At 52.1% G+C, this 23,533-nt stretch carries 20 protein-coding genes, 1 tRNA gene and 1 other annotated feature; of the genes, 9 read left to right on the top strand and 12 right to left on the bottom strand.

Annotated features, from left to right (window positions below):
- The first annotated feature begins 82 nt into the window (after positions 1-82).
- A complete protein-coding gene (locus JOD24_RS09120; RefSeq protein WP_429246775.1) occupies positions 83-343 on the top strand; it encodes a hypothetical protein in 261 nt (86 codons plus the stop codon).
- A 611-nt stretch (positions 344-954) separates the two neighbouring features.
- Here the strand turns inward: JOD24_RS09120 and JOD24_RS09115 are convergent.
- The 5 genes from JOD24_RS09115 to guaB all read right to left on the bottom strand — a co-directional run bounded on the left by JOD24_RS09115 (position 955) and on the right by guaB (position 6,484).
- Positions 955-1,044, bottom strand: a tRNA-Ser gene (locus tag JOD24_RS09115).
- A gap of 81 nt (positions 1,045-1,125) precedes the next feature.
- Positions 1,126-2,406: a serine--tRNA ligase gene (gene serS, locus JOD24_RS09110; protein WP_380164947.1), complete on the bottom strand. Its 1,281-nt coding sequence runs from the start codon at positions 2,404-2,406 to the stop codon at positions 1,126-1,128.
- Positions 2,407-2,444: 38 nt separating this feature from the next.
- Positions 2,445-2,667 (bottom strand) — a binding site (T-box leader).
- 34 nt (positions 2,668-2,701) lie between these two features.
- A complete protein-coding gene (gene pdxS, locus JOD24_RS09105) occupies positions 2,702-3,586 on the bottom strand; it encodes a pyridoxal 5'-phosphate synthase lyase subunit PdxS (protein WP_380164945.1) in 885 nt (294 codons plus the stop codon).
- A gap of 80 nt (positions 3,587-3,666) precedes the next feature.
- Positions 3,667-4,923 (bottom strand): D-alanyl-D-alanine carboxypeptidase family protein, encoded by a 1,257-nt coding sequence (locus tag JOD24_RS09100; RefSeq protein ID WP_429246774.1) that lies wholly within the window; start codon positions 4,921-4,923, stop codon positions 3,667-3,669.
- A gap of 103 nt (positions 4,924-5,026) precedes the next feature.
- The gene (gene guaB, locus JOD24_RS09095) at positions 5,027-6,484 is read right to left on the bottom strand and encodes an IMP dehydrogenase (protein ID WP_429246773.1); all 1,458 of its coding nucleotides are present in this window, start codon (positions 6,482-6,484) and stop codon (positions 5,027-5,029) included.
- A 690-nt stretch (positions 6,485-7,174) separates the two neighbouring features.
- On the opposite strand from guaB, the gene JOD24_RS09090 reads away from it, so the two are divergent.
- On the top strand, positions 7,175-8,239 hold the full coding sequence (locus JOD24_RS09090) for a YaaC family protein (protein WP_429246772.1): 1,065 nt from the start codon (positions 7,175-7,177) through the stop codon (positions 8,237-8,239).
- 38 nt (positions 8,240-8,277) lie between these two features.
- Here JOD24_RS09090 and gyrA read toward each other — a convergent pair whose 3' ends face one another.
- The 7 genes from gyrA to dnaA form a co-directional block, all read right to left on the bottom strand.
- On the bottom strand, positions 8,278-10,722 hold the full coding sequence (gene gyrA, locus JOD24_RS09085; RefSeq protein WP_429246771.1) for a DNA gyrase subunit A: 2,445 nt from the start codon (positions 10,720-10,722) through the stop codon (positions 8,278-8,280).
- 31 nt (positions 10,723-10,753) lie between these two features.
- Positions 10,754-12,667 carry a DNA topoisomerase (ATP-hydrolyzing) subunit B gene (gene gyrB / locus JOD24_RS09080; protein WP_380164935.1) on the bottom strand — a complete coding sequence of 638 codons (1,914 nt, stop codon included), beginning with the start codon at positions 12,665-12,667 and terminating at the stop codon, positions 10,754-10,756.
- A 50-nt stretch (positions 12,668-12,717) separates the two neighbouring features.
- A complete protein-coding gene (remB, locus tag JOD24_RS09075) occupies positions 12,718-12,984 on the bottom strand; it encodes an extracellular matrix regulator RemB (protein WP_380164933.1) in 267 nt (88 codons plus the stop codon).
- 4 nt (positions 12,985-12,988) lie between these two features.
- Entirely contained in the window at positions 12,989-14,107 is a 1,119-nt protein-coding gene (gene recF / locus JOD24_RS09070; RefSeq protein WP_380164931.1) for a DNA replication/repair protein RecF, read from the bottom strand.
- Positions 14,108-14,120: 13 nt separating this feature from the next.
- Positions 14,121-14,339 carry a S4 domain-containing protein YaaA gene (yaaA, locus tag JOD24_RS09065; RefSeq protein ID WP_380164929.1) on the bottom strand — a complete coding sequence of 73 codons (219 nt, stop codon included), beginning with the start codon at positions 14,337-14,339 and terminating at the stop codon, positions 14,121-14,123.
- 19 nt (positions 14,340-14,358) lie between these two features.
- Complete coding sequence (gene dnaN / locus JOD24_RS09060; RefSeq protein ID WP_380164927.1) at positions 14,359-15,495, bottom strand: DNA polymerase III subunit beta; 1,137 nt, start codon at positions 15,493-15,495, stop codon at positions 14,359-14,361.
- 340 nt (positions 15,496-15,835) lie between these two features.
- On the bottom strand, positions 15,836-17,188 hold the full coding sequence (gene dnaA, locus JOD24_RS09055) for a chromosomal replication initiator protein DnaA (RefSeq protein WP_380164925.1): 1,353 nt from the start codon (positions 17,186-17,188) through the stop codon (positions 15,836-15,838).
- Between the two features lie 582 nt (positions 17,189-17,770).
- Here dnaA and rpmH point away from each other — a divergent pair.
- The 7 genes from rpmH to mnmG all read left to right on the top strand — a co-directional run bounded on the left by rpmH (position 17,771) and on the right by mnmG (position 23,488).
- Positions 17,771-17,905 (top strand): 50S ribosomal protein L34, encoded by a 135-nt coding sequence (rpmH, locus tag JOD24_RS09050; RefSeq protein WP_380164923.1) that lies wholly within the window; start codon positions 17,771-17,773, stop codon positions 17,903-17,905.
- 115 nt (positions 17,906-18,020) lie between these two features.
- Complete coding sequence (gene rnpA / locus JOD24_RS09045; protein WP_429246770.1) at positions 18,021-18,407, top strand: ribonuclease P protein component; 387 nt, start codon at positions 18,021-18,023, stop codon at positions 18,405-18,407.
- Complete coding sequence (gene yidD / locus JOD24_RS09040; protein WP_429246769.1) at positions 18,404-18,658, top strand: membrane protein insertion efficiency factor YidD; 255 nt, start codon at positions 18,404-18,406, stop codon at positions 18,656-18,658. Before rnpA ends, yidD begins: the two co-directional genes overlap by 4 nt.
- Before the next feature lie 20 nt (positions 18,659-18,678).
- Positions 18,679-19,437 (top strand): membrane protein insertase YidC, encoded by a 759-nt coding sequence (gene yidC / locus JOD24_RS09035; RefSeq protein ID WP_429246768.1) that lies wholly within the window; start codon positions 18,679-18,681, stop codon positions 19,435-19,437.
- Entirely contained in the window at positions 19,434-20,066 is a 633-nt protein-coding gene (gene jag / locus JOD24_RS09030) for an RNA-binding cell elongation regulator Jag/EloR (RefSeq protein WP_380164915.1), read from the top strand. The genes yidC and jag overlap by 4 nt, the downstream gene beginning before the upstream one ends.
- Before the next feature lie 142 nt (positions 20,067-20,208).
- The gene (gene mnmE / locus JOD24_RS09025; protein ID WP_380164913.1) at positions 20,209-21,585 is read left to right on the top strand and encodes a tRNA uridine-5-carboxymethylaminomethyl(34) synthesis GTPase MnmE; all 1,377 of its coding nucleotides are present in this window, start codon (positions 20,209-20,211) and stop codon (positions 21,583-21,585) included.
- 16 nt (positions 21,586-21,601) lie between these two features.
- Positions 21,602-23,488, top strand: coding sequence for a tRNA uridine-5-carboxymethylaminomethyl(34) synthesis enzyme MnmG (gene mnmG / locus JOD24_RS09020; RefSeq protein WP_429246767.1), 1,887 nt, complete (start codon positions 21,602-21,604; stop codon positions 23,486-23,488).
- Positions 23,489-23,533: the final 45 nt, after the last annotated feature.

Here is a 23,533-nt window from a genome sequence, read left to right as displayed (position 1 = left end):
TCGGTGAACCATCACTTCCTCCGTCGGGAAGCATATACTGAGCAAAAGTCCGGCAGACTTCCTTGAGAAGAAGGTGGGAAGAATGAGCCAGATGAATATCTCCATCCAGATCGGAACCATCAAGATTGTGGCCATGTCCACTGCCAGCACGGTGGCCATCGGCAACAGCGGCATCGCCAACCGAAACTCCAGCAAATCCAACTCCGGCCCTTCCCCCATCGTGGACGGGGATACCTATATGCCGATGCAAAAACAGATCACCTATGATCCGGACCAGATCGACGCCTCCGAACAATCCGACGGGCACAGTGGAAACCATATCGTGGCCGCCCCTACGTCATGACACAGCAAAAAGCCGTCCTCAGATAGACAGCCCTCCTTCTCATTCATCGTTTTCCCGCGACTCGAATCCATGGTACCTGCGCCTTGGATCTCTGGATCATAAGTAAAACTGGACGAAATACGCATACCTGTGCTATTCTGTGGATAGAAATAGTAACGGCGGCGGGGTGAACCCCACCGCCGGGTAGCTGCCGCAGACAGGCGGCCACGGTTGTGCGAGAAGTAACCCGCAAACCTTTGCCAGGGGGCGGGTTACTTCTTATTTAGCGCCTGATACGCAACATAGACAGCCAATGCTTGTACCACCACACCGGCCGTCTTGACGATCAGGCTAAGAAGCTCCATGGCCTCACCCCCTCTCCATCGAGGGTCTGTGTGGCCACCCGCCCTTAGCTACTACCATAGTCTATTTTACCATAAGGCCGCCTCCAATCGGGCGGTTTTTCAATTTTTCAGACTACCATCAGACCCTCGAAATTGGGATCTCGAATACGCAAAACAAGAAGTTACCCAAAGAGATTGGACAACTTCTTGTTTGTAAACGAACCTAAGTTTTATCGATTGCAAAGGATCTGCCCCTCATCAGTCGAGCCAGCTCTAAACCCTTCTATTTGGCAGAGAGGGTGGGATTCGAACCCACGGTACCCTCGCAGGTACGGCGGTTTTCAAGACCGCTGCCTTCAACCACTCGGCCACCTCTCCATGTGCTCCATGCAGAGTATTATTATAGAGGTGGACCGTGATCTATGTCAAGAGGGCTGTATGCAACAGCCCTCTGCAGTTTTAGGCTTTTTCGATTTTCTCCAGTCCTCCCATGTAGGGACGCAATACCTCCGGGATGAGAATGCTCCCATCTTCCTGTTGATAGTTTTCCATCAGGGCCGCCACGGTTCGGCCAATCGCCAGGCCCGATCCGTTGAGGGTATGGACAAACTCCGGTTTGGAGCCGACTTCCCGACGGAAGCGAATATGGGCCCGCCGAGCCTGGAAATCTTCGAAGTTGCTGCAGGAGGAGATCTCTCGGTAGGTGTCCGAGCTGGGGAGCCAAACCTCCAAATCGTATTTTTTGGCGGCTGTAAAACCGAGATCTGCTGTGCACATCAACAGGACCCGATAGGGAAGACCCAGTTGTTGTAGCACCATCTCCGCATCGGCCACTAAGCTTTCTAACGCATCATAGGAGTCCTCTGGCGGGACCAATTTTACCAGTTCCACTTTGTTAAACTGATGGGTGCGGATCAAACCCCGGGTGTCCCGTCCCGCTGAACCAGCCTCGGAACGGAAGTTGGCGCTAAACCCGACGTATTTGACAGGAAGATCTTCTGCGGATAGGATCTCTCCTCGGTGGTAATTGGTTAAGGGCACCTCCGCCGTGGGAATCAGATAGTAATCCGTATCTGTCACCGCAAAGGAATCTTCGGCAAATTTGGGGAGTTGACCCGTTCCGGTCATGCTGTCCCGATTCACCATATAGGGCGGAATCATCTCAGTGTAACCGTTCTGTTCCGTGTGAAGGTCCAGCATGTAGTTATACAATGCCCGCTCCAGCCGGGCCCCCACCCCTTTGTAAAAAACAAAGCGGGAACCGGTCACCTTGCCTGCACGCTCAAAATCTAGAAGATCTAGTTCTATCCCCAATTCCCAATGAGGCTTGGGCTTAAAACTCCACTGGGGAACTTCCCCCCAATGGCGGACAGGCTGATTATCCTCCTCGCTCTCGCCGATGGGGACGCTCTCATGAGGTAGATTGGGCAAGGTGAGCAATACATGATCCAGTTCCTGCTCCACCTGACGCACTTCTTCATCCAATTTTTTGATCCGGTCGCCCACATGTCTCATTTCAGCGATGGTGTCAGCGGCCTCTTCCCCGGCCTTCTTCTTCCGGGCCACTTCCTTGGAGACCACATTGCGCCGGTTTTTCAATTGTTCTGTTTCCCTTAGCAACTCCCGCCGATGTTCATCGAGGCGGGTCACCCTATCGAGACCACTGATATCCTCTCCCCGATGTTCCAATCTCTTGCGCACCTGTTCCAGATCTTGCCGCAACACCTTCAAATCCAACATCACCTGAACCCTCCTCACAAAAAAATAGAACTTCCATCCCAAGGGACGGAAGTTCCGCGTTGCCACCCTCATTGGCCGAAACGGATTTCGACCCTCTTCACGGCGAAGATCACGGTTCGCCGGACCGGCAGCGCTCCACGGCTTTAGAACCCTTCGCGCGCAGCTCCGAGATGGATTCCCATGCCCCGGTGGAACGGTTCACACCTACCACCGTCTCTCTGAACCCCGGGATCAGGTACTGTTTCTCATCGATGCTTTTAGGTTATTTTCTCTGAAAACCGTTTTTCTCAGTCAGTTACCAGCCACGCTCCTGCATTCGCTGAGAAGCTTCCAGAGTGGAGATCTCCATTCCTTTCATCGCCGCTCCCAGCCCCTTGGACAACTCAACGATCCTCTCGAAATCTTCGTAATGAGCGGCCGCTTCCACGATCGCTTGGGCAAATTGAGCCGGGCTGTCCGATTTGAAGATCCCTGATCCAACAAAAACGCCATCGGAGCCCAACTGCATCATCAAAGCCGCATCCGCTGGAGTGGCCACCCCACCTGCAGCAAAGTTGTCCACAGGCAGACGTCCTTCTTCGTGGACTTCCAACAGCAGCTCGTAGGGAGCACCGAGGACTTTTGCTTCCGCCATCAGTTCGTCTGGGGACATGTTTTGTACTTTGCGGATCTGGGACATCATCTGTCTCATGTGTTTCACCGCTTCGACAATGTTTCCGGTACCCGGCTCCCCCTTGGTCCGGATCATGGACGCCCCTTCTCCGATCCTCCGCAAAGCTTCTCCGAGGTCACGGGCCCCACATACAAAGGGAACAGTAAACCCATGCTTGTCAATGTGATATCTATCGTCCGCCGGAGTCAACACTTCACTCTCATCGATATAATCCACGTCCATCGCTTCCAACAGGCGCGCTTCCACAAAATGGCCGATTCGCGCTTTGGCCATAACGGGAATGGAGACAGCATTGATCACTTCTTCGATCATCTGCGGATCCGCCATTCGTGCCACTCCGCCCGCCGCCCGGATATCTGCGGGTACCTGTTCCAGGGCCATCACAGCCACAGCACCGGCATCTTCAGCAACCTTCGCTTGTTCTGCATTGACGACGTCCATGATGACACCGCCTTTACGGAATCGAAGGGTGCCTGGGTTTTCTCCGCTCCTCTGTGGATCCTGCATAAGTTTTCCCTCCCTGCTACCCCGACACTTTTCAGAAACATTGTAACCAAAGGATCGGTGATTCACAACCCAGTCACGGATCAGAACCACTCCGTCACATAGCGGTAAAACAGGGTCCACCAGCTAGCCTCCACATCTTGGGCTGCTTTCAAGGGAACCGGGGGGATCCAGGGAACATCCTTGCCTTTCAACTGAACCTGCGCCGTTCCCACCTCATCTCCAGAGCGAATCGGAGCTTCCAGTCCGGATTTAGCCTTCACCCGGAAGGTGTATGCCGCTTGATCCCCTTTACGAACCGGGATTCTACAGGAAGCCCCCGCCACCACTGGTACCTCATCCTCTACGCCCCCTCGGAGGGCGACTTTGCTCTGCTTCGGAACAGAGGTTCCTTTCTTCAGGAGGGTTTTCATCTGGTAATTTTGAAAGCCGAAGTCCAACAGTTTTCCTGTTTCCGCAAACCGACGACTCTTGGAATCCGTTCCCATCACCACGGTGATCAGCCGCATCCCATCCCGTTGAGCCGTTCCGGTAAAACTGTACCCCGCCTCCCGAGTATATCCTGTTTTTACTCCATCCACGCCCTTATAAAAATGGGAATGCCCTGGTAGCATTTGATTGGAGTTAGGCAGGATCAGCTCTCGATTTTCTCCCTGGCGAAATATGTATTCCGGTAGCGATAGAGTCTGGATTACGCCAGGATGATCCTGAATCAGGTGACGCGCCAACTGGGCAATATCCTCGGCGGACATCTTGTGCTCTCCTTTCACCTTCGGAGGATGTGGATAGCTACGCCGGGGCAAACCCGTACAGTTGATAAAGTGGGTTTTTTTTAATCCGAGACGCTGGGCTTCCTTATTCATCTTACCCACAAAGGCTCCTTCGCTACCTGATATATACTCAGCGAGAGCGACCGAAGCATCATTGGCCGAATGGATAGCCATGGCATGAAACAATTCCTCCACGGTCCGTTTTTCTCCGGCAACCAGATTGACCTGAGCCTCTCCAATCGAGGCCGCATTTTTACTGATTTTCACTTCGTCTTTCCAACGAAGCCGGCCTGACTTCACTTCCTTCAATACTAGATATTCCGTCATGATTTTGGTCAGACTTGCCGGCGGATAAGGATGTTTCTCTTTTTTTCCCGCCAATACTCGGCCCGTCTCCATCTCTATCAATACATAAGAGCGAGTCTGAATATCCAGGGGTTCCGCCTGTGGCTCAGCAAAAACTTCCTCGACAGGCCCCAAGAACCCCACCAACAACAGCACACCCAAAACGATGACCGGCAGTTTTCTCTTCCATCCGACCATCTCTACATCCCACCCCGTTCCACTCATGATGCGAATTCACCCTTCCAAGTGTAACGGATGGGGAGGAGAATTGGAAACAGTTCCTCGATTTTTATTAAAACACAGGGGAATCCCCCTGTGTGATCATCCCTTATAGATTGTAGTTAGGCGCCTCTTTCGTAATTTGGATGTCATGGGGATGGCTTTCCTGCAGAGAAGCGCTGGTGATCCGGACAAACCGGGAATTCTCCTTCAGCTCACGAAGATTCCGGGCACCACAATAGCCCATCCCCGCTTGGATTCCCCCCAAGAGTTGAAAAACGGTCTCCGCCAGAGGTCCTTTATAGGGGACACGCCCTTCGATGCCCTCAGGGACCAATTTCTGCGCATTTTCCTGAAAATAGCGGTCCTTGCTTCCCGCTTTCATCGCACCGATCGATCCCATTCCGCGATAGACTTTAAATTGACGTCCTTGATAGATCTCCGTTTCCCCTGGAGATTCCTCTGTTCCTGCAAAGATGCTCCCTAACATCACCGCATCGGCACCGGCGGCCAAGGCTTTCACAATATCACCGGAAAAACGAATCCCTCCGTCGGCAATAATCGGAATGCCGTACTGACGGGCCACGGTGGCACAATCATAAATCGCTGTAACTTGGGGAACTCCGATTCCCGCCACCACCCTGGTGGTACAGATCGATCCGGGGCCGATTCCCACTTTGACCACGCTAGCTCCAGCCTCGATCAGATCCTTTGTCCCTTCCCCTGTGGCCACATTTCCGGCAACGATCACCAGATCGGGGTACTCCCGCCGCAACCTGGACACGGTCTCCAACACCCCTTTGGAGTGACCGTGAGCGCTATCTACCACCAATAGATCCACTTCCGCCTCCACCAAGGCAGCGGCACGTTGCATCGTATCTCCCGTCACCCCGACGGCGGCACCGGCGAGTAACCGCCCCTGGGTATCCTTGGATGCGTTGGGGAACATCGTCGCCTTCTCAATATCTTTGATGGTGATCAGTCCTTTGAGGACTCCATCTCCATCTACCAAGGGCAGTTTTTCAATCTTGTGTTGTTGCAGGACTTCCTCCGCATCGGTCACTGTCGTCCCCACAGGCGCTGTCACCAGATTGGTACGGGTCATCACAGCAGAAATCGGGATGGAATAGTCTCGGACAAACCGCAAGTCTCGGTTGGTGAGAATCCCGACCAATTTCCGCTCTCGATCCACAATCGGCACCCCAGAGATACGAAATTTGGACATCAGGGACTCCGCATCATACACCTGGTGATCCGGATGGAGGTAAAAGGGTTTGGTGATCACGCCGCTTTCCGAGCGCTTCACCCGATCCACTTCCTCTGCCTGTTCCTCGATCTTCATACTTTTGTGGATGATCCCGATCCCCCCTTGACGGGCAATCGCGATCGCCATCGGGGCTTCCGTCACCGTGTCCATGCTTGCACTCAAGAAAGGGGCCTTCAGCTGTATCTGCTCACCCAACTGGGTAGTCATTTCCACATCCCGTGGTAGCACTTCAGATTTAGCCGGCATAAGCAATACATCATCGAAGGTGAAACCTTCTTTAGCAAATTTATCTTCCCACATCGGAGTTCAGTCCCCTTTACTATCATAATCTGCATTTTGGTTTTTGCAATCTTATCAGACAGGCTCTCAGCCTGTCAAGGCGCGCCATGACAAGGTTTTTCCTGGTTCATCTCCCTGGGTTCAGTGATCCCTGTTTACTGATATTTCTCCCCTCATTACAACCCATTGTTCGCCGAGGGTGGACAGTTCGAACAGGATGTGAAGGAATCAATTCGTTGTCGATATAGGAAATATTTGTACACTAGATGTCAGGGCTGTTGATGAACCATCAAGTGGATGATGGGAACGAAACGATCCTTTCGCTCTTCCCATTGCCCCCATCACAAAATATCGTTTGAAGGGAGGGGGATGATGGGACGGCTACGATCTCTTGCAAAGAACGCATAGCGAGACCCGGGAGCGGAAAGCGACCCTAGCGAGACTTGTGCCCTATGGGTGCAAAGGCTCCTCACCGTCCCACCATCCCGACCTGATTTCCTACCTAATCAACATGCCTGCTAGATGTATCTCCGTAAATGATAAAAATCGCCCGATTGGGGCGATTTTTCTACTCATTAAAAAGTTATCCCCATTTGTCCACAGGTTATCCACAGTTATGACAGGAGGCTTCTTTTTCCGCCTCGTTCAGATTATAAAAACCGAAAAAAGATTGCAGACTACTCTGTTGTATAAGGGAAAGCAGGGATGGTCATGGTCTCACCGGTTCGGCGCATTCTCTGTGATTCACCGGAGCAAAAGATGTGGAACTTGTTTTTGCTTTGGGAGAATGAAGCCACTCTCCGCACCTTTCTGGAAAGGAAATATCGTAAACAAGGGATGGAACACCCCTTCAGGGCCGCCTTCCGCTCCGCCCAGCCTTTGATGTACCATGTCAAGCAAGCTCGGGAGTATTATCAGGCGGCACGGGAAAGCGACCTGTTTGTCCGCCCTTTGCTCTCCTACTACGGGATGATGACCTTGTCTAAAGTCCTGATGCTGACCCAGGTTCCCGATTATCCGGAAAACACTGCCGTTCTGCGCCATGGAGTCTCCACACGTAAACGAAAACGCGGAGACTATCAATTTTTCGCCGATGAGGTTCGGGTGCAGCGGGAAGGATTGTTCCCAGAACTGGCCCGAAATCGAGGGTGGGGAAGCCTGATCGGGGACAGTTGGAGCCTGCGGGACTTGTTTGCCCTGGTCCCGGAATTGCAAGACGGATACCGTCAACTATTTTCTGAAGAGACGCTGGTTCCTGTTGCTGTTCCGGAGGTTCCTTCAGTTTCCGATCGAGGGATGCCTCTGGTGTTGGAGGACAGGATACTGGATCAGCTCCATTTCACCCCTCGGGGGTTGGCCAACCGGTTGAACCGTTTTTCCACAGACGGGCAAGTCCGCTTCACCTGTGATGAGACTCCTGCATCTGGTTCGCGGATTCTCCTCTTCTGGCATCATCCTCGAATTTCCCATATTCATCTGTGGGAGCACGGCTTTGCTCACCCCCTGTTCCGAGAAGATATGCATGGGAATCACTGGTTGCTCTCCGTGCAACGGGAGGCGGTTGGCATCCCGGAATTGTTCGTCCACTATCTCCTTCTGTTCGCCCTCAGTATGCTTTGTCGATATGAACCTCCCCTGTGGGGAGAGATGATTCACGGGATGGCTTCGGAAGAGATGGTATTGATCCAAGAGTTTCTGCAGGTGACTCAACGGAAATTTCCCAATCTGATTCTCAACGAACTGTTTGAGGAAAAGATCCTGTTCCAACGAATATAAAAAGGAGCTCCGCCGGTTGGCGGAGCTCCTTGACTGATTTATTCATCCTCTTCCTCTTCTTCTTCTTCCGTGGGAACCCGGGCCAGGGTGGCCACTTCTTCATCGGATTTGACCGAGATCAGTTTGACACCTTGGGCATAGCGGCCCATGCGGGAGATCCCACCCACATTCATCCGGATCACTACGCCAGAGTTGGTGACGATCATCAGGTCCTCTTCCGGAGTGACCACCTTCAGTCCCACCACTTGTCCTTTGGTTTTGGTCACATTTTGCGCTTTGATCCCTTTCCCGCCACGGGATTGGGTCCGGTATTCGGACAGCAGAGTCCGCTTTCCGTATCCTTTGCTGGTGACCACGACCACTTCCCGTTCAGGATGCACCACTTCCATACCGACCACTTCATCATCTTTACCGAGAGCGATTCCTTTCACCCCGGTGGCAGTACGGCCCATCTGCCGAACATCCTGTTCTGGGAAGCGGATGGACATCCCCCGGCGGGTACCCAGGATGATCTCCTGTTTTCCATCGGTCAGGCGGACACCTACAAGTTCATCCCCTTCCCGCATGTTAATGGCAAACAAGCCGTTCCGCCGGATGTTTCCAAATTCCTCCAGAGGCGTCTTTTTGACCACGCCGAATTTGGTACTGAAGAAAAGGGAACTGTCCGAGGAAAATTCCCGAACGGGGATGATCGCCTCGATAAATTCCCCCTGATCGATCTGAATCAGGTTGATGATGGGAGTACCCCGGGCGGTCCGGGACAATTCCGGAACCTCATAAGCTTTCATCCGATAGACCTTCCCTTTATTGGTAAAGAAGAGCAGGTAATTGTGGGAATTGGTGGCGAACAAATGTTGGACAAAATCATCCTCTCGCGTTCCCATCCCCGATACTCCCCGGCCTCCACGACGTTGGGCTCGGTAACCGGACAAAAGCATCCGCTTGATATATCCCCGATGGGTCATAAGGATGGTCACTTCATCCTCCGGGATCAAATCCTCATCGGCGATATCCCCTGTATTCAGCATGATCCGAGACCGGCGTTCATCGCCGTATTTGTCGCGGATCTCCGTCAATTCATCCTCGACCACTCCTAGGATCTTCTCTTCACTGGCCAAAATCGCCTTCAATTCGGCGATAGTCTTCTGAAGCTCATCGTACTCTGCTTCAATTTTTTCCCGTTCCAGACCGGTCAAACGTTGCAGGCGCATATCCAGGATTGCCTGGGACTGTTTTTCACTGAGACTGAACTTCTCTATCAAGCCGTCCCGGGCTTCCTGAGTGGTGCGAGAGCCTCGGATCAAGGCGATTACTTCGTCGATGTGATCCAGTGCGATCCGAAGACCTTCCAAGATGTGGGCACGTTCTTCCGCCTTGCGAAGCTCAAACTGTGTCCGACGGCGAATCACTTCTATCTGATGTTCTAGGTAATGATGCAACACCTGTTTCAGATTGAGCACCAGCGGCTTGCCATCCACCAGTGCCAGCATATTGACCCCAAAACTGGTCTGGAGATTGGTCTGCTTGTAGAGATTGTTGAGTAGCACCTTTGGATTGACATCTCGGCGCAATTCGATGATGATGCGCATTCCGTTGCGGTCGGATTCATCCCTCAGGTCGGTGATCCCTTCAATCTTCTTATCCCGAACCAGCTCGGCAATCTTCTCCACTAGCTTGGCTTTGTTCACCTGGAAGGGCAGTTCATCGACTACGATCCGCATCTTGCCGTTGTTGACTTCTTCGATCCGGGTTTTGGCCTGCATCTTGATGCTGCCACGGCCGGTATGGTAGGCCTTCTTGATTCCGTCTCGGCCCAGGATCAGACCCGCTGTCGGAAAGTCCGGCCCTTTGATGTGCTCCATCAATTCGTCAATGGTGATATCCCGATTTTGAATCATGGCCAGCAATCCGTTGATCACTTCCGTCAGGTTGTGAGGCGGAATATTGGTGGCCATCCCAACTGCAATTCCCGCCGACCCGTTCACCAACAGGTTGGGAAAACGGGCAGGAAGCACCACAGGCTCTTCCAGACGCCCATCATAGTTGGGAGTGAAATCGATCGTCTCTTTCTCGATATCCCGCAGCAATTCCCGTGTGATCGGTGCCATCCGGGCTTCAGTGTATCGCATCGCCGCCGGGGAGTCCCCATCGACAGACCCGAAGTTTCCATGTCCATCCACCAGCATGTACCGGTAGGAGAAATCCTGGGCCATGCGAACCATGGTATCATATACAGCCGTATCCCCATGGGGGTGATAGGAGGCGAGGACGTTACCTACCACGTTGGCCGATTTTCGGTAGGGCTTATCCGACGTCATCCCCAGCTCATGCATCGTGTACAGGATACGCCGGTGCACCGGTTTGAGTCCGTCCCGGGCATCAGGGAGGGCCCGGCTGACGATGACGCTCATCGCATAATCCAGGAAGGAGCTGCGCATTTCCTGGCTGATATTGATCTCATTGATGCGCTGTTCTTCAGGCATTCGCTTCCCTCCGCTTTCTGTTCACGTCCGCTCAGATATCCAGATTACGTACTTGCTTGGCATACTCTTGGATAAACTCCCGGCGTGGCTCCACTTTCTCTCCCATCAGGGTTTCAAAAACCTGATCTGCATCCAGGGCATCCTCCAGGGTGACCTGCAGCAACGTCCGGCTTTCCGGATCCATCGTCGTTTCCCACAGCTGGGTGGCAGTCATCTCTCCCAGACCCTTATACCGTTGCAGCTCCACTTTCCCCTTACTTTCCAGTTCTGAGACGATCTCGTCTTTCGCCCGATCGTCAAAAGCATATAAGATTTTTTTGCCTTGGGTAATCTTGTAGAGAGGGGGCTGGGCGATATAGACATACCCCGCATCAATCAAAGGACGCATATACCGGTAAAAGAAGGTGAGGAGCAGGGTGCGGATATGGGCCCCATCCACATCAGCATCAGTCATAATCATGATTTTGTGATAACGGGCCTTATCCAGCTGAAAATCCTCTCCGATCCCGGTTCCCAAAGCGGTGGTGATGGTACGGATCTCATCGTTGGAGAGGGCTTTATCCAGCCGGGCCTTCTCCACATTGAGGATCTTCCCACGCAAGGGCAAAATCGCCTGAAACATGCGGTCCCTTCCCTGTTTGGCTGTTCCTCCTGCAGAATCCCCCTCCACCAGGTACAGTTCACTGATCTCCGCTTTGCGGGAGGTGCAATCAGCCAATTTTCCTGGGAGGGAGCTCACTTCCAGGGCGTTTTTGCGCCGGGTCAACTCCCGTGCTTTGCGAGCAGCTTCCCGTGCCCGAGCAGCCATCACCGCTTTGTTGATCACTTTTTTCGAGACCGCGGGATTCTCCTCCAGGAAGGTGAGGAACTGTTCGGCGAAGATCGACTCCGTCACAGTCCGGGCCTCGGAGTTGCCCAGTTTGGTCTTGGTTTGCCCTTCAAACTGAGGATCCGGGATTTTGATGTTGATAATAGCTGTCAAGCCTTCCCGGGTGTCATCTCCGCTCAGATTGTTGTCATTCTCCTTGAGCAAACTGTAGCGCCGGGCATAATCGTTGACCACACGGGTGAGAGCCGATTTGAACCCTGCCTCGTGGGTACCTCCCTCGTGGGTGTGAATATTATTGGCATAGGAATAAATGTTGCTGGAAAATCCAACATTGTACTGGAGGGCGATTTGGATCACCAGATCCTCTTTCTCACCCTCGATGAAAATCGGCGGTTGATGCAAGCTTTCTCGATTTTTGTTCAAGTGTTCAACAAAGGAGCGGATCCCCCCTTCGTACTTGAACTCGTGGGACTTTCCTTCCCCACGTTGATCCGACAGCTGGATGCGGAGGCCTTGGTTAAGAAATGCCAATTCCCGTAGGCGGTTTTGCAGGATCTCATAATCATATTCAGTGGTTTCTGTGAAAATCTCTGGGTCGGGTTTAAAGGTGATCCGTGTCCCGGTCTCCTTCGTCTTCCCGGTCACTTGCAGATCGGATTCCGGTCTCCCTTTCCGATACTTTTGAACATAGATTTTCCCTTCCCGTTTCACTTGCACTTCCAACCATTCCGAGAGGGCGTTGACGACGGATACGCCCACCCCGTGAAGTCCACCGGAAAATTTGTATCCTTCATTATCAAATTTCCCGCCGGCGTGCAAGACGGTCATCACCACTTCCACCGCAGGCCGCCCCACCTTGGATTGGATCCCTACTGGAATCCCGCGTCCGTTGTCCTCCACAGTGACGCTGTTATCTTCATTTACGATCACTTGAATTGTATCACAGCGTCCGGCCAAGGCTTCGTCGATACTGTTGTCAACCACTTCCCATACCAAGTGGTGCAACCCTCGACTACTGGTGGCCCCGATATACATCCCCGGCCGCTTTCGGACCGCCTCTAGCCCCTCCAGCACCTGAATCTGTGATTCATCATAGTTTTTCTTCTCAACGGTCACCTTTGAATTCACCTACTCCTTGAGTTCCTTTTTCTCTGGACCCGTCCGTACTATTCAGCGATCCCCCGACGGGAGCCGCCCTGCTGCGCCCGTTTCAACAAAGTCAGGGATGAAATCGGCGAAGCATATACCCCGGTCCGGGTGACCACATAGGACTTCACTTCTTCCTGGGTGGAGATTTTCTCCATCCTTCCCTGCCTTTCCACGTCATCCAAAAAAGGAAGCAGGGTGACAGGAGAGCGCCGATTTCCGGCATCCAGGATGGTGATCACTTCACTGATCCGAATCATCTTATTGCCGCCGAGATGGATAAACACCGTTTCACCCCTGTTCAGAAATACTGCCCTGATGGACCCAACGAATCCGGGCTCGGTCCAGTGTCTCCCGGTCAATTCCCTCCAAACCAGTTGTGGTGACAAAGGTCTGGACACGCCCTCGGATTGCCTCCAGCAGATGCGTTTTACGGCCATCGTCCAGTTCCGATAAAACATCATCCAACAATAAAATGGGATAAGTTCCGGTCTCTTGGTGAATCAATTCGATTTCCGCCAGTTTGAGAGAGAGTGCGGCAGTGCGCTGTTGCCCTTGGGAACCAAAAGTGTGCAGGTCGGTACCGTTGGCAGCGATCCGCAGATCATCCCGATGGGGACCGATCAAGGTGGTTCCCCGCTGCATTTCCTGTTCCCGGACCTTCATCAGTTCCTGGGTTAGCACCTCCTCCATCGATGACCGGTCCATCCCTGGCTCTACGGAAGCCAAGGATTGATATTGGAGGGTGAGGCTTTCACTCCCTTGGGTGATGGAATAATGAATCTCCTGTGCCCATCGGGAAAGAAGGTTCACAAAGGAGAAGCGTTTGCTCCACAAGTGGGTAGATAACCCGATCAATTGTTCATTGAGAACATCGAGGAGGGCAGTCTGTTTTCCCCACCCTTTTCCCAGTTCTTTGAGTAAGCTGTTGCGTTGCTGAAGTAGCTGATTATAACGGGTCAGATGATAGATATAGGTGGGGCTCACCTGTCCGATCTCCATATCGAGAAATCGTCTCCGCACCTGGGGACTCCCTTTGACAATGGATAAGTCCTCTGGAGCAAACAGGACGGCGGTGAGGGAACCGATATATTCACTCAGCCGGCGCTGTTCCACTCCGTTGCGCAGCACCCGTTTGCCACGGGGCGTCAGGCGGATCTCCAACCGTCGGGCCGATTCTTTTCCGGAAACCTCAGCCTTCAAGGAAGCAACCGTCTGTTCCCAGCGGATCAGTTCCCGGTGACTGCGGGTTCGGTGAGATTTCCCGATGGCGAGGACATAGAGAGACTCCAGGATATTGGTTTTGCCCTGGGCATTGGGTCCGACAAACATGTGGAGCTCTCCGGAGCAATCCAGTTTGAGATGTTCGATGTTGCGGAACTGTTTCAGTTCCAGTTGCTCCACGTACATAGCCGCTCCCCTCTCAATCCCTGTGAACCAAACTCACCTGGCCATAGCCTTCGATCTCGACTCGATCTTGCGGATACAGCTTTCTCCCCCGCCGTTCCTCCTGGACTCCGTTGACCCACACTCGGTTTTCAGCAAGAAAATATTTGGCCTGTCCTCCTGTGACCAAAATATCCAATTTTTTAAGGAGTTGTCCCAGAGTGATGGTATCGACGGGTATGGTTATCTGCTTCATCGGATTCACCTCTCAAACCTCAGCGCGTCCGGATCGGCACAATCAGGTGCAAGGCATCCTCCCGGTCGGCAGGCTGAATCAAAAAGGGAGTCATCGTCCCAGTCAGGAGGATCTGGATTTCGTCGGAATCCACGGCGCGCAAGGCATCCATCATATATTGAGCGTTGAAGGAGAGACTCACCTCTTCCCCGTCCACCTGGGCATTCACTTCCTCCAACACGCTGCCCACATCCTGAGCTGCAGACTGGACTTGAACCACTCCTTTTTCCTTCACTGTCCATTTTATCACATTATCGCGACCATCCCGGCTGATCAAAGCAGCGCGATCCACAGACTGCAGTAATTCCTTGGTGGAGACCCGGATTTTCGTCTTCCCCCCCTTGGGAATCACCCGGTTGGTATCGGGATAGGTCCCATCCAGCAGGCGGGAAAAAAAGAGGAGGTGATCTGAACGCACCATAATTTGGTTATCAGCGAGAATCACATCCACCCATCCCGTCTGATCTCCCAAGATCTTTCCTAATTCCGACAGGCTTTTTCCGGGAATCACCACATTTTCCAAGGTGAGTCCCTCGGGAACTTCCACATCGGCTTCCTTTCGGGACAGGCGAATGCTGTCCGTAGCGACAAAGGTGAGCCGGCCCGATTCCAGTCGCCACAGCACCCCGGTCAACACTCCCCGGGCTTCCGATGTGGAAACAGCAAAACCGGTCTGACGGATCATCGATTTGAGAAGCTCCGCAGGTAAGCTGAACATCTGCTCTTCATCAAACCGGGGAACCCGGGGGTATTCCTCAGGATCCAACCCCTTCAGCTCAAAGTGAGCTTGGTCGGAATGAAGGGTGGTTTTCCATCGTTCATCCACATCCCATTCTACCTGATCCCCAGGTAATTTACGGACGATATCTGAAAAGATTCGCCCAGGTAGAACAACACTACCCATTGTGTCCACATTGACCAATTCTTTATCATCCTGGCGCAAGGGAATGCAAACCTGAATCGTCAGATCGGAATTGCTCCCGGTCAACCACAAACCCTCTTCGTCAACAGCGGCGTGGATCCCAGTCAAAATCGGAACGGTAGTTTTGGTAGATACGGCTTTGGACACTTGGGACACGGCTTCCGTCAAAGCGGTACGGCTGATCCTGAATTTCATCGGGTGTTTTCCTCCTCATCTTTTCCACAGAAGGTAGATCTGTTTTTTTGTTTATCCAAGAGAAAGAACCCCACTCTATCATTCAATCATGCTTTTCCTATCCTTGAAAGCCTTTGGAGTAAAAATAGGAAAAGTGGTGGGGTCATAATCGCTTGTGAATAACATATATATATTATTTAAAAGATAATAGTCGTAGTAGTAGGGGCTGTGGATAGTGTGGATAAGTGTCTTGAGCCCAGGTGGGACAAGGGATCTATGTTGTGGATATGCTGTGTACAAGTAGGCTCATTTTATCCACAGTTTCCACAGGTGAGGATTCAAGGATGTTTGAGAACCCTTCTTAGGAACCTTTCAAGATACGCTTTTTCAAATCCTCCACTGCCTGTTGCAGGCTGCGATCCATGGACAGGGTACGGGTGATTTTTTCATGAGCGTGGATCACCGTGGTGTGATCCCGACCACCAAATTCTTCTCCAATCTTCGGCAGAGAGGAATCTGTCAGTTCACGGCAGAGATACATGGCGATCTGACGGGGAAGAGCCACATTTTTGGTGCGTTTTTTCCCTTTCAGGTCTTCCATGCGGAGCCGATAATAGGCACAAACTTCTTGTTGGATATTTTGAATTCCGATAACGCGGGGTTTGGAATCGGAGATGATATCTTTCAGGGCTTCCGCTGCCAGTTCGACGGTGACCGGTTGATTGGTCAGGGCAGAATAGGCGACCACCCGGATCAGCGCCCCTTCCAGCTCACGGATGTTGGTTTCGACCCGATCGGCGATAAAGGCCATTACCTCGCTATTGTTGATCTCCAGATTGTCAGCGATCGCTTTTTTCCGCAGAATAGCGATTCGTGTCTCCAGATCCGGCGGTTGGATGTCTGTGATCAACCCCCATTCAAACCGGGAGCGTAGCCGATCCTCCAGGGTGGGGATCGCTTTGGGCGGACGGTCACTGGAGATGACGATCTGTTTGCTCTCCCCATGGAGAGCGTTAAAGGTGTGGAAAAATTCTTCCTGAGTCTGTTCTTTTCCTGCCAGAAACTGAATATCATCGATCAACAGGATGTCCACATTTCTGTATCGGTTGCGAAAATCATCCGCTCGGTTATCCCGGATCGAGTTGATAAACTCATTGGTGAAAGTCTCAGAGGAAAGATAAACGACCCGGGTCTGGGTCGAATGGGATTGAACGTAATTGCCGATGGCGTGCATCAGGTGAGTTTTTCCCAGACCGACACCTCCATAGATGAACAGTGGGTTGTAGGATTTGGCCGGGGCTTCCGCCACCGCCAAGGAAGCGGCGTGGGCAAACCGGTTGCCCGATCCGATGACAAAGGTGTCAAAGGTGTAGCGGGAATTGAGCATGGTCTTGGGAGGTACATCCTGCAAGTGGGCTTTTTCTGCAGTTGCCACGGCATCTTCCTCCCCATCCGGTCGGATGGAGGAATGAGTGATAAATTGAATTCCGATCACCGAACCAGTCACTTCCTGCAAAGTGTCGCGAACCAGGTTGGCATAACGAGATTCCAGCCAATCCCGAGCAAACTCATTGGGTGCGGTCACCACCAGGGTGTCATCGCGAAAGTCGACTGCTTCTGTGGCCTGAAGCCAGGTTTCAAAGCTTGGCTTGGAGAGCTTCCCTTGAATATGTTCCAGCGCTTGTGCCCACAGTTCCTGAATATGTGTATCCACAGGTTTCCTCCTTTCATCTGAAGTCATATTTTCTTTTCCACAAAATCATCCACAAGGGGATTCCCTAATGGATGAGGGAATCCTTACCTTTCCACAGTATCCACACCCCTGTGGACATCTTTTTCCACAGGGCCTCCACCGACTTCCTAAAGTTATCCACAGGCTGTGGATCGTTTTGTTCTTCAGACAACTTATCCACAGACGGAAACATGAACATCATATCAAATCTATCCAATCACCACAATGAAATCCAATCGTTTTCCACAGAATTCACAGGCTGTGGATAAGTTTTATTCACAGGGGGTGAATTCTGTGGATAAGCCGTGGATAAATTGTGGATAAGCCGTGGATAACTTTGTGAATCATATAAGTTATCCACAAGTGGAGGATTCCCTCTCCCTTTCTTGACATATTTTCGCTTCCACAGCTATAATAGTTAAGACTGTCATCCCCATGATGTATTCGGGAACCTTGAAGTGAGAAAGGAGGAGATCCGGCTTTCAAGGCAATGATGGGACGGGCCTGGACGCCCTTCGGGTGGAGCAGTGATTCGGAGTGCCTTGAAGAGACCGGAGTCAACATATGAAGCGCACATTTCAACCAAGCAACCGACGCCGTAAGAATGTTCACGGCTTCCGGCAACGCATGAGCACCAAAAACGGACGCAGGGTGTTGAAAAACCGCCGTCGAAAAGGCAGAAGGATTTTGTCCGCATAAGGCCACTCCCTAAAAGTGGCCTTTTTTCCTATGAGAATCGGGTTTATTTCCGAAGGGATTCGATACATACTGGTATCGATCCAACCTATTTCGGAGATGGAAGGATGCGTTTTTCTTGCAGAAGAGATACCGCCTGAGATACCGAGGTGATTTTCGGCGAACCTTTCGTAAAGGGACATCGGTGGCCAATCGCCAGTTTGTGGTGTATCGATCGGTTCGTAAAGAGAAGGGGCCGGTTCGGATCGGGATCTCTGTCAGCCGCAAAGTGGGAAATGCGGTGACTCGTAATCGAATTAAACGATTGGTAAAAGAGATTACTAGGCGCTGGGTGGACTCCCTTCCCCCGGATACCGACTTGATCTTGATTGCGCGCAAGCCCGCCGCAGATATGGATTTTCACCAGATGAAGTCCAGCTTGGTTCATTTGATGAACAAGGCCGGACTCTTTGTGAAAGAACCCGAATCACCTAAATCTCCCCGTGATTCAGGAGGGTCTGTATGAAAGCGGCAGCTCTTGTTCTGATTCGATTTTATCAACGTTTTATATCCCCCTTGACCCCTCCTACCTGCCGTTTCGTACCTACTTGTTCCCATTACGGCTATGTCGCCATCTCGCGATACGGTGTTCTTCGAGGTGGATGGCTGACTCTGAAACGAATTGCCAAATGCCATCCTTTTCATCCGGGGGGATTTGACCCGGTTCCCTGTATGATCGCGATTTTAACCAGTTGGATCTATTTTCTTATCGGTTGATTTTGAAGGAGGAGTCTTTCTTGCGCAGAGGACGCCTGATACTGGTTCTAACCCTGATCGTAGCCATTTTCGTCCTGGGCGGTTGTAGTCCTAACCCGGACCAGATGAAGCCCATCGATCCGGAAACCGCCGGCTTTTGGGGAAAATATTTTGTCTATCCCTTGCAACAGTTGCTGGGATTCTTCAATGATGTACTGGGAAGCTGGGGATTGGCCATTTTGGCGGCCACGATCCTGATCCGGTTGATTGTGCTTCCCCTCACCTTGAAACAGATGAAAAGTTCCCGAGCGATGCAGGAATTGCAACCGAAGATGCAGAAGCTTCAAGAGAAGTACAAGAACAACCAACAGAAATTGCAGGAAGAGACGATGAAGCTCTTCCAAAAGCATAATGTAAATCCCATGGCCGGGTGTCTGCCGATGTTGATCCAGTTCCCGATCCTGATCGCCTTTTACCAAGCGATCATGCGGGATGAGACGATTGCCAAGTCCAGTTTCCTGTGGATGCAATTGGGGGAGCAAGATCCTTATTATATCTTGCCTTTGTTGGCCGCTTTGACCACTTATTTGCAGTCAGTAGTCATGGGCATGAGTGACAATCCGCAGCAGAGAGTTTTTCTGTTTATCATGCCGATCATGATCTTCATACTGGCTTTCCAATTTCCGGCGGCTCTGCCTCTGTACTGGATCTATAGCAACTTGTTCACGATGGTTCAGTATTACTTCATCGGGGATAAATATAAACCGAACAAAGCCAAGCGGGAGGGTGCAGCCCGTTGAAAAAACTGACCGTAACGGGAAAAACGGTGGAAGCTGCGACAGAGGAGGCCCTTAGACGATTGGGTGCCAACCGGGACCAGGTGAAGGTCTCCGTCCTGGAAGAGGCGAACCGGGGATTTCTGGGTTGGATCGGCAGCCGGGAAGCCAAGGTGGAAGTGGAGTGGATCTGCACTCCCTTGGATCGAGGGCTTTCCTTTTTGCGCAGGGTTTTGGATCAGATGGAATTGAAATCGGTGCATATGGAAGTAAAAGAGGAGCCAGAACATACTTGGATCCTCTTTTCTGGAGAAAATCTAGGTATGCTGATTGGTCGACGGGGTCAAACCTTGGATGCTCTGCAGTATTTGGTCAATGTAGCCGCCAACCGGAATACCGGGCCTTACACTCGGATCGTACTGGATGCACAGGGATATCGGGAGCGGCGGCGGCAAACCTTGATGGGGCTGGCTGACCGAATCGCTGAGAAGGTGAAGACCACCCAAGGATCTCTATCTTTGGAGCCAATGAATCCACTGGAACGAAAAGTGATCCATACCCGAATTCAGCAGAAGCACCCGACAGTGGTGACCTACAGTGAGGGGGAGGACCCTCATCGTCATGTGGTGATCGCACCCAAAACCGACCGTTGATCGATTCCCGTTACGGGTTTATGTGGACTCTCCAATCTGGGGAGTTTTTTTGCATTGCCAGGGGTTGTTTTTTTCCCATTTATCGTATGCTATGATTAAAGATCGGAACCTATGTGAAGGAATATTTGAGGGGGGGAATGGGATGGAGACCGATACGATTGCAGCCATCTCAACTCCCGTGGGTGAAGCGGGAATCGCGGTCATCCGGGTGAGCGGTCCGGAAGCGATCCGAGTGGCCGATCGCATATACAGAGGGAAAAAACCATTGAAGGAAGCGGAGAGTCATACCGTCCATTATGGGAGGATTGTAAACTCTGAGCAAGGAAATCCCATCGATGAGGTACTGGTGACGGTGATGCGATCTCCCCGGACGTTTACTAGGGAAGATGTGGTGGAGATCAGTTGTCACGGGGGAATGGTTCCAGTACAGGCTGTACTGGAGGAAGTCTTATCCGCCGGCGCACGGTTGGCGGAACCTGGAGAGTTCACCAAACGGGCTTTTTTGAACGGACGGATCGACCTCTCTCAGGCGGAGGCCGTTATCGACCTGATTCGCTCCAAGACGGACCGGGCGGCTCGGGTGGCGATGCAGCAGGCGGAGGGGAAGCTGTCCCACCTGCTGCAAGAATTGCGGGGGGAAATTCTTGAAACCCTGGCTCATTTGGCGGTCAATGTGGATTATCCGGAATATGATGCGGAACAGCTGACCGGGGAAATCATGCTGAAAAAATCCCGGGGGATTGAAGAGAGAATCCGCCATCTTCTTCAGACTGCTCGCCAGGGAAAAATCTATCGGGAAGGGATTGAAACGGTGATTGTCGGCCGTCCCAATGTGGGAAAATCCTCTCTCCTAAATGCTCTGGCCAGGGAAAACAAGGCGATTGTCACCGATATCCCCGGAACGACCCGGGATGTGATCGAGGAATATGTCAATGTGCGGGGGATTCCCTTGCGTTTGGTAGATACAGCGGGGATCCGGGAGACGGAGGATGTGGTGGAACGGATCGGGGTGGAACGCTCTCACCAAGCACTGGAAGGAGCGGATTTGATCCTTCTGCTTCTGAATCATGGGGATTCCCTGGCGGAGGATGACAGGAAACTGTTGCAAATCGTCCGCAACCAGACTGTGATTGTGGTTGTGAACAAGATGGATCTGCCACAGCGCCTCGATCTGCAAGAGGTGCGTGATCTGATTGGGGAAGCGCCTCTCATCACCACTTCGATGATCCATGAACAGGGGATCGATCCACTGGAAAAGGCGATCGTGGACCTGTTCCTGGGTGGAAAGGCCGTCGCTGCCGATGCTACCTATGTCAGTAATGCGCGCCATATCAGTCTGCTGAAACAAGCTGCACAGCAGGTCCGGGATGCCATCGAAGGGATTGAGGCGGGGATTCCGTTGGATATGGTGGAGATTGATCTAAAAAACGCTTGGCAATCCCTGGGCGAGATTATGGGAGATGCTGTGGCTGAGGATCTGATTGACCAGATCTTTTCCCAGTTCTGTTTGGGAAAATAACAAAGGGGGGATACTCGTGCCAACTTCCGGAGATGAATTTGATGTCGTGGTGATCGGAGCAGGTCATGCCGGATGTGAGGCAGCTTTGGCTGCTGCCCGGATGGGGTGTTCCACGCTTCTGCTCACCTTGAGTTTGGATACGATCGCTTATATGCCCTGCAATCCATCCATCGGTGGCCCGGCCAAAGGGCATGTCGTGCGCGAAGTGGACGCTTTGGGCGGAGAGATGGGGAGAAATATCGACAAAACCCATATCCAGATGCGGATGTTGAACACAGGGAAAGGGCCTGCGGTTTATGCACTTCGGGCACAAGCGGATAAGGTGTTGTACCAACAGGAGATGAAAAAGGCTCTGGAGAGCGAGCCGAATCTGCTGCTTCATCAAAACATGGTGGAGCGCCTATTGGTGGAAGACGGGGTTTGTCATGGCGTGGTCACCCGGACGGGAGCAAAGTATTATGCGAAGAGTGTGGTCTTAACTACAGGCACTTACCTGCGGGGCAAAATCATTATTGGAGATCTGACATATGAAAGTGGACCGAATAATCAGCAACCCTCGATTAATCTAGCCTATCATCTGCAGGAACTGGGCTTCGAAACGGTGCGTTTCAAGACAGGGACACCGCCCCGGGTCAACAAGTTGACTGTGAATACGGATAAAATGGAGATTCAGCCTGGAGATGAGGAGCCAAGGGCTTTTTCATATGAAACTACGGAGACGACGACAGATCAATTGCCTTGCTGGCTTACTTACACCAATGAAAAAACCCATCAGTATATCCGGGAAAATCTCCATCGGGCGCCGATGTACTCAGGTGTGATTGAAGGTCAGGGGCCTCGCTATTGTCCTTCAATCGAGGATAAGATCGTTCGGTTCGCTGATAAAAGCAGACATCAGATTTTTTTGGAGCCGGAGGGTCGGGAAACTCTGGAGATGTATGTTCAAGGCCTTTCCACCAGTTTGCCAGAGGAGATTCAGCAACCGCTTCTCCAGACGATCGATGGTTTGGAAAATGCAGAAATGATGCGGACGGGGTATGCGATTGAGTATGATGCCATCGTTCCTACTCAACTGTGGCCCAGTCTGGAAACCAAGACTGTGTCCCGTCTGTTTACTGCAGGTCAGATCAATGGTACCTCCGGCTATGAAGAAGCAGCAGCTCAGGGAATTATGGCCGGGATCAATGCTGCGCGGAAGGTTCAGGGGGAAGAGCCGATCATTCTGGAACGTTCTCAAGCCTACATTGGGGTTCTGATCGACGACTTGGTGACCAAGGGTACACATGAACCCTATCGTCTGCTCACTTCCCGGGCGGAGTACCGTCTGTTGCTCCGCCATGATAATGGGGATCTCCGCCTGACAGATCTCGGTTATGAAGTGGGGTTGATCCCTGAAGAGCGGTACCGTCGCTTCTGCAAGAAGCGGGAGGCGATCGAAGGGGAGATCCAGCGCCTGCAAGAGACGGTTCTGAAGCCGACTCCTGAGGTACAGGCCTTACTCCGGGATGTGGGTTCCAGTGAATTGAACCATGCCGTGGAGTTGTCCCAGTTGATCAAACGGCCGGAGGTAAAAATAGAGCATATTCATCATCTATCCCCGCCGGAGGAGCCGGTGTCCCCGGAAGTGGCAGAGCAGGTGGAGATTCAGCTGAAGTATGAGGGTTATATCAAAAAGTCTCTGCAACAGGTGGAGAAAATGAGGAAGATGGAAAACAAGCGGATTCCGGACTGGGTGGATTATGATCAGGTGAATGGTATTTCCTCGGAAGCGAAGGAGAATTTGAACCGGGTTCGCCCCTTGTCCTTGGGCCAGGCCTCTCGGATCGCTGGAGTCAACCCATCAGATATTTCGATCTTACTAATCTATCTGGAGCAGGGGCGGCAGTCACGTGTTGGCGGTTGAGGATTTGTTGTATCACAACTCCTTCAGGTGATGAAAGGAGAGTCC

Origin of the sequence: Kroppenstedtia sanguinis (assembly GCF_050433445.1) — a bacterium.
Taxonomy (GTDB): Bacteria; Bacillota; Bacilli; order Thermoactinomycetales; family DSM-45169; genus Kroppenstedtia; species Kroppenstedtia sanguinis.
The sequence above is the reverse complement of the archived record's forward strand: the minus strand, read 5'-3'. Positions and strand labels throughout refer to the sequence as shown.

Excerpts from the sequence above, each read along its gene's own strand:
- rpmH (WP_380164923.1), top strand. The coding sequence starts at position 17,771 with ATGAAGCGCACATTTCAACCAAGCAACCGACGCCGTAAGAATGTTCAC.
- serS (WP_380164947.1), bottom strand. The coding sequence starts at position 2,406 with ATGTTGGATTTGAAGGTGTTGCGGCAAGATCTGGAACAGGTGCGCAAG.
- dnaN (WP_380164927.1), bottom strand. The coding sequence starts at position 15,495 with ATGAAATTCAGGATCAGCCGTACCGCTTTGACGGAAGCCGTGTCCCAA.
- yaaA (WP_380164929.1), bottom strand. The coding sequence starts at position 14,339 with ATGAAGCAGATAACCATACCCGTCGATACCATCACTCTGGGACAACTC.
- pdxS (WP_380164945.1), bottom strand. The coding sequence starts at position 3,586 with ATGCAGGATCCACAGAGGAGCGGAGAAAACCCAGGCACCCTTCGATTC.
- yidD (WP_429246769.1), top strand. The coding sequence starts at position 18,404 with ATGAAAGCGGCAGCTCTTGTTCTGATTCGATTTTATCAACGTTTTATA.
- JOD24_RS09100 (WP_429246774.1), bottom strand. The coding sequence starts at position 4,923 with ATGAGTGGAACGGGGTGGGATGTAGAGATGGTCGGATGGAAGAGAAAA.
- gyrA (WP_429246771.1), bottom strand. The coding sequence starts at position 10,722 with ATGCCTGAAGAACAGCGCATCAATGAGATCAATATCAGCCAGGAAATG.
- JOD24_RS09090 (WP_429246772.1), top strand. The coding sequence starts at position 7,175 with ATGGTCTCACCGGTTCGGCGCATTCTCTGTGATTCACCGGAGCAAAAG.
- mnmE (WP_380164913.1), top strand. The coding sequence starts at position 20,209 with ATGGAGACCGATACGATTGCAGCCATCTCAACTCCCGTGGGTGAAGCG.
- recF (WP_380164931.1), bottom strand. The coding sequence starts at position 14,107 with ATGTACGTGGAGCAACTGGAACTGAAACAGTTCCGCAACATCGAACAT.
- JOD24_RS09120 (WP_429246775.1), top strand. The coding sequence starts at position 83 with ATGAGCCAGATGAATATCTCCATCCAGATCGGAACCATCAAGATTGTG.
- guaB (WP_429246773.1), bottom strand. The coding sequence starts at position 6,484 with ATGTGGGAAGATAAATTTGCTAAAGAAGGTTTCACCTTCGATGATGTA.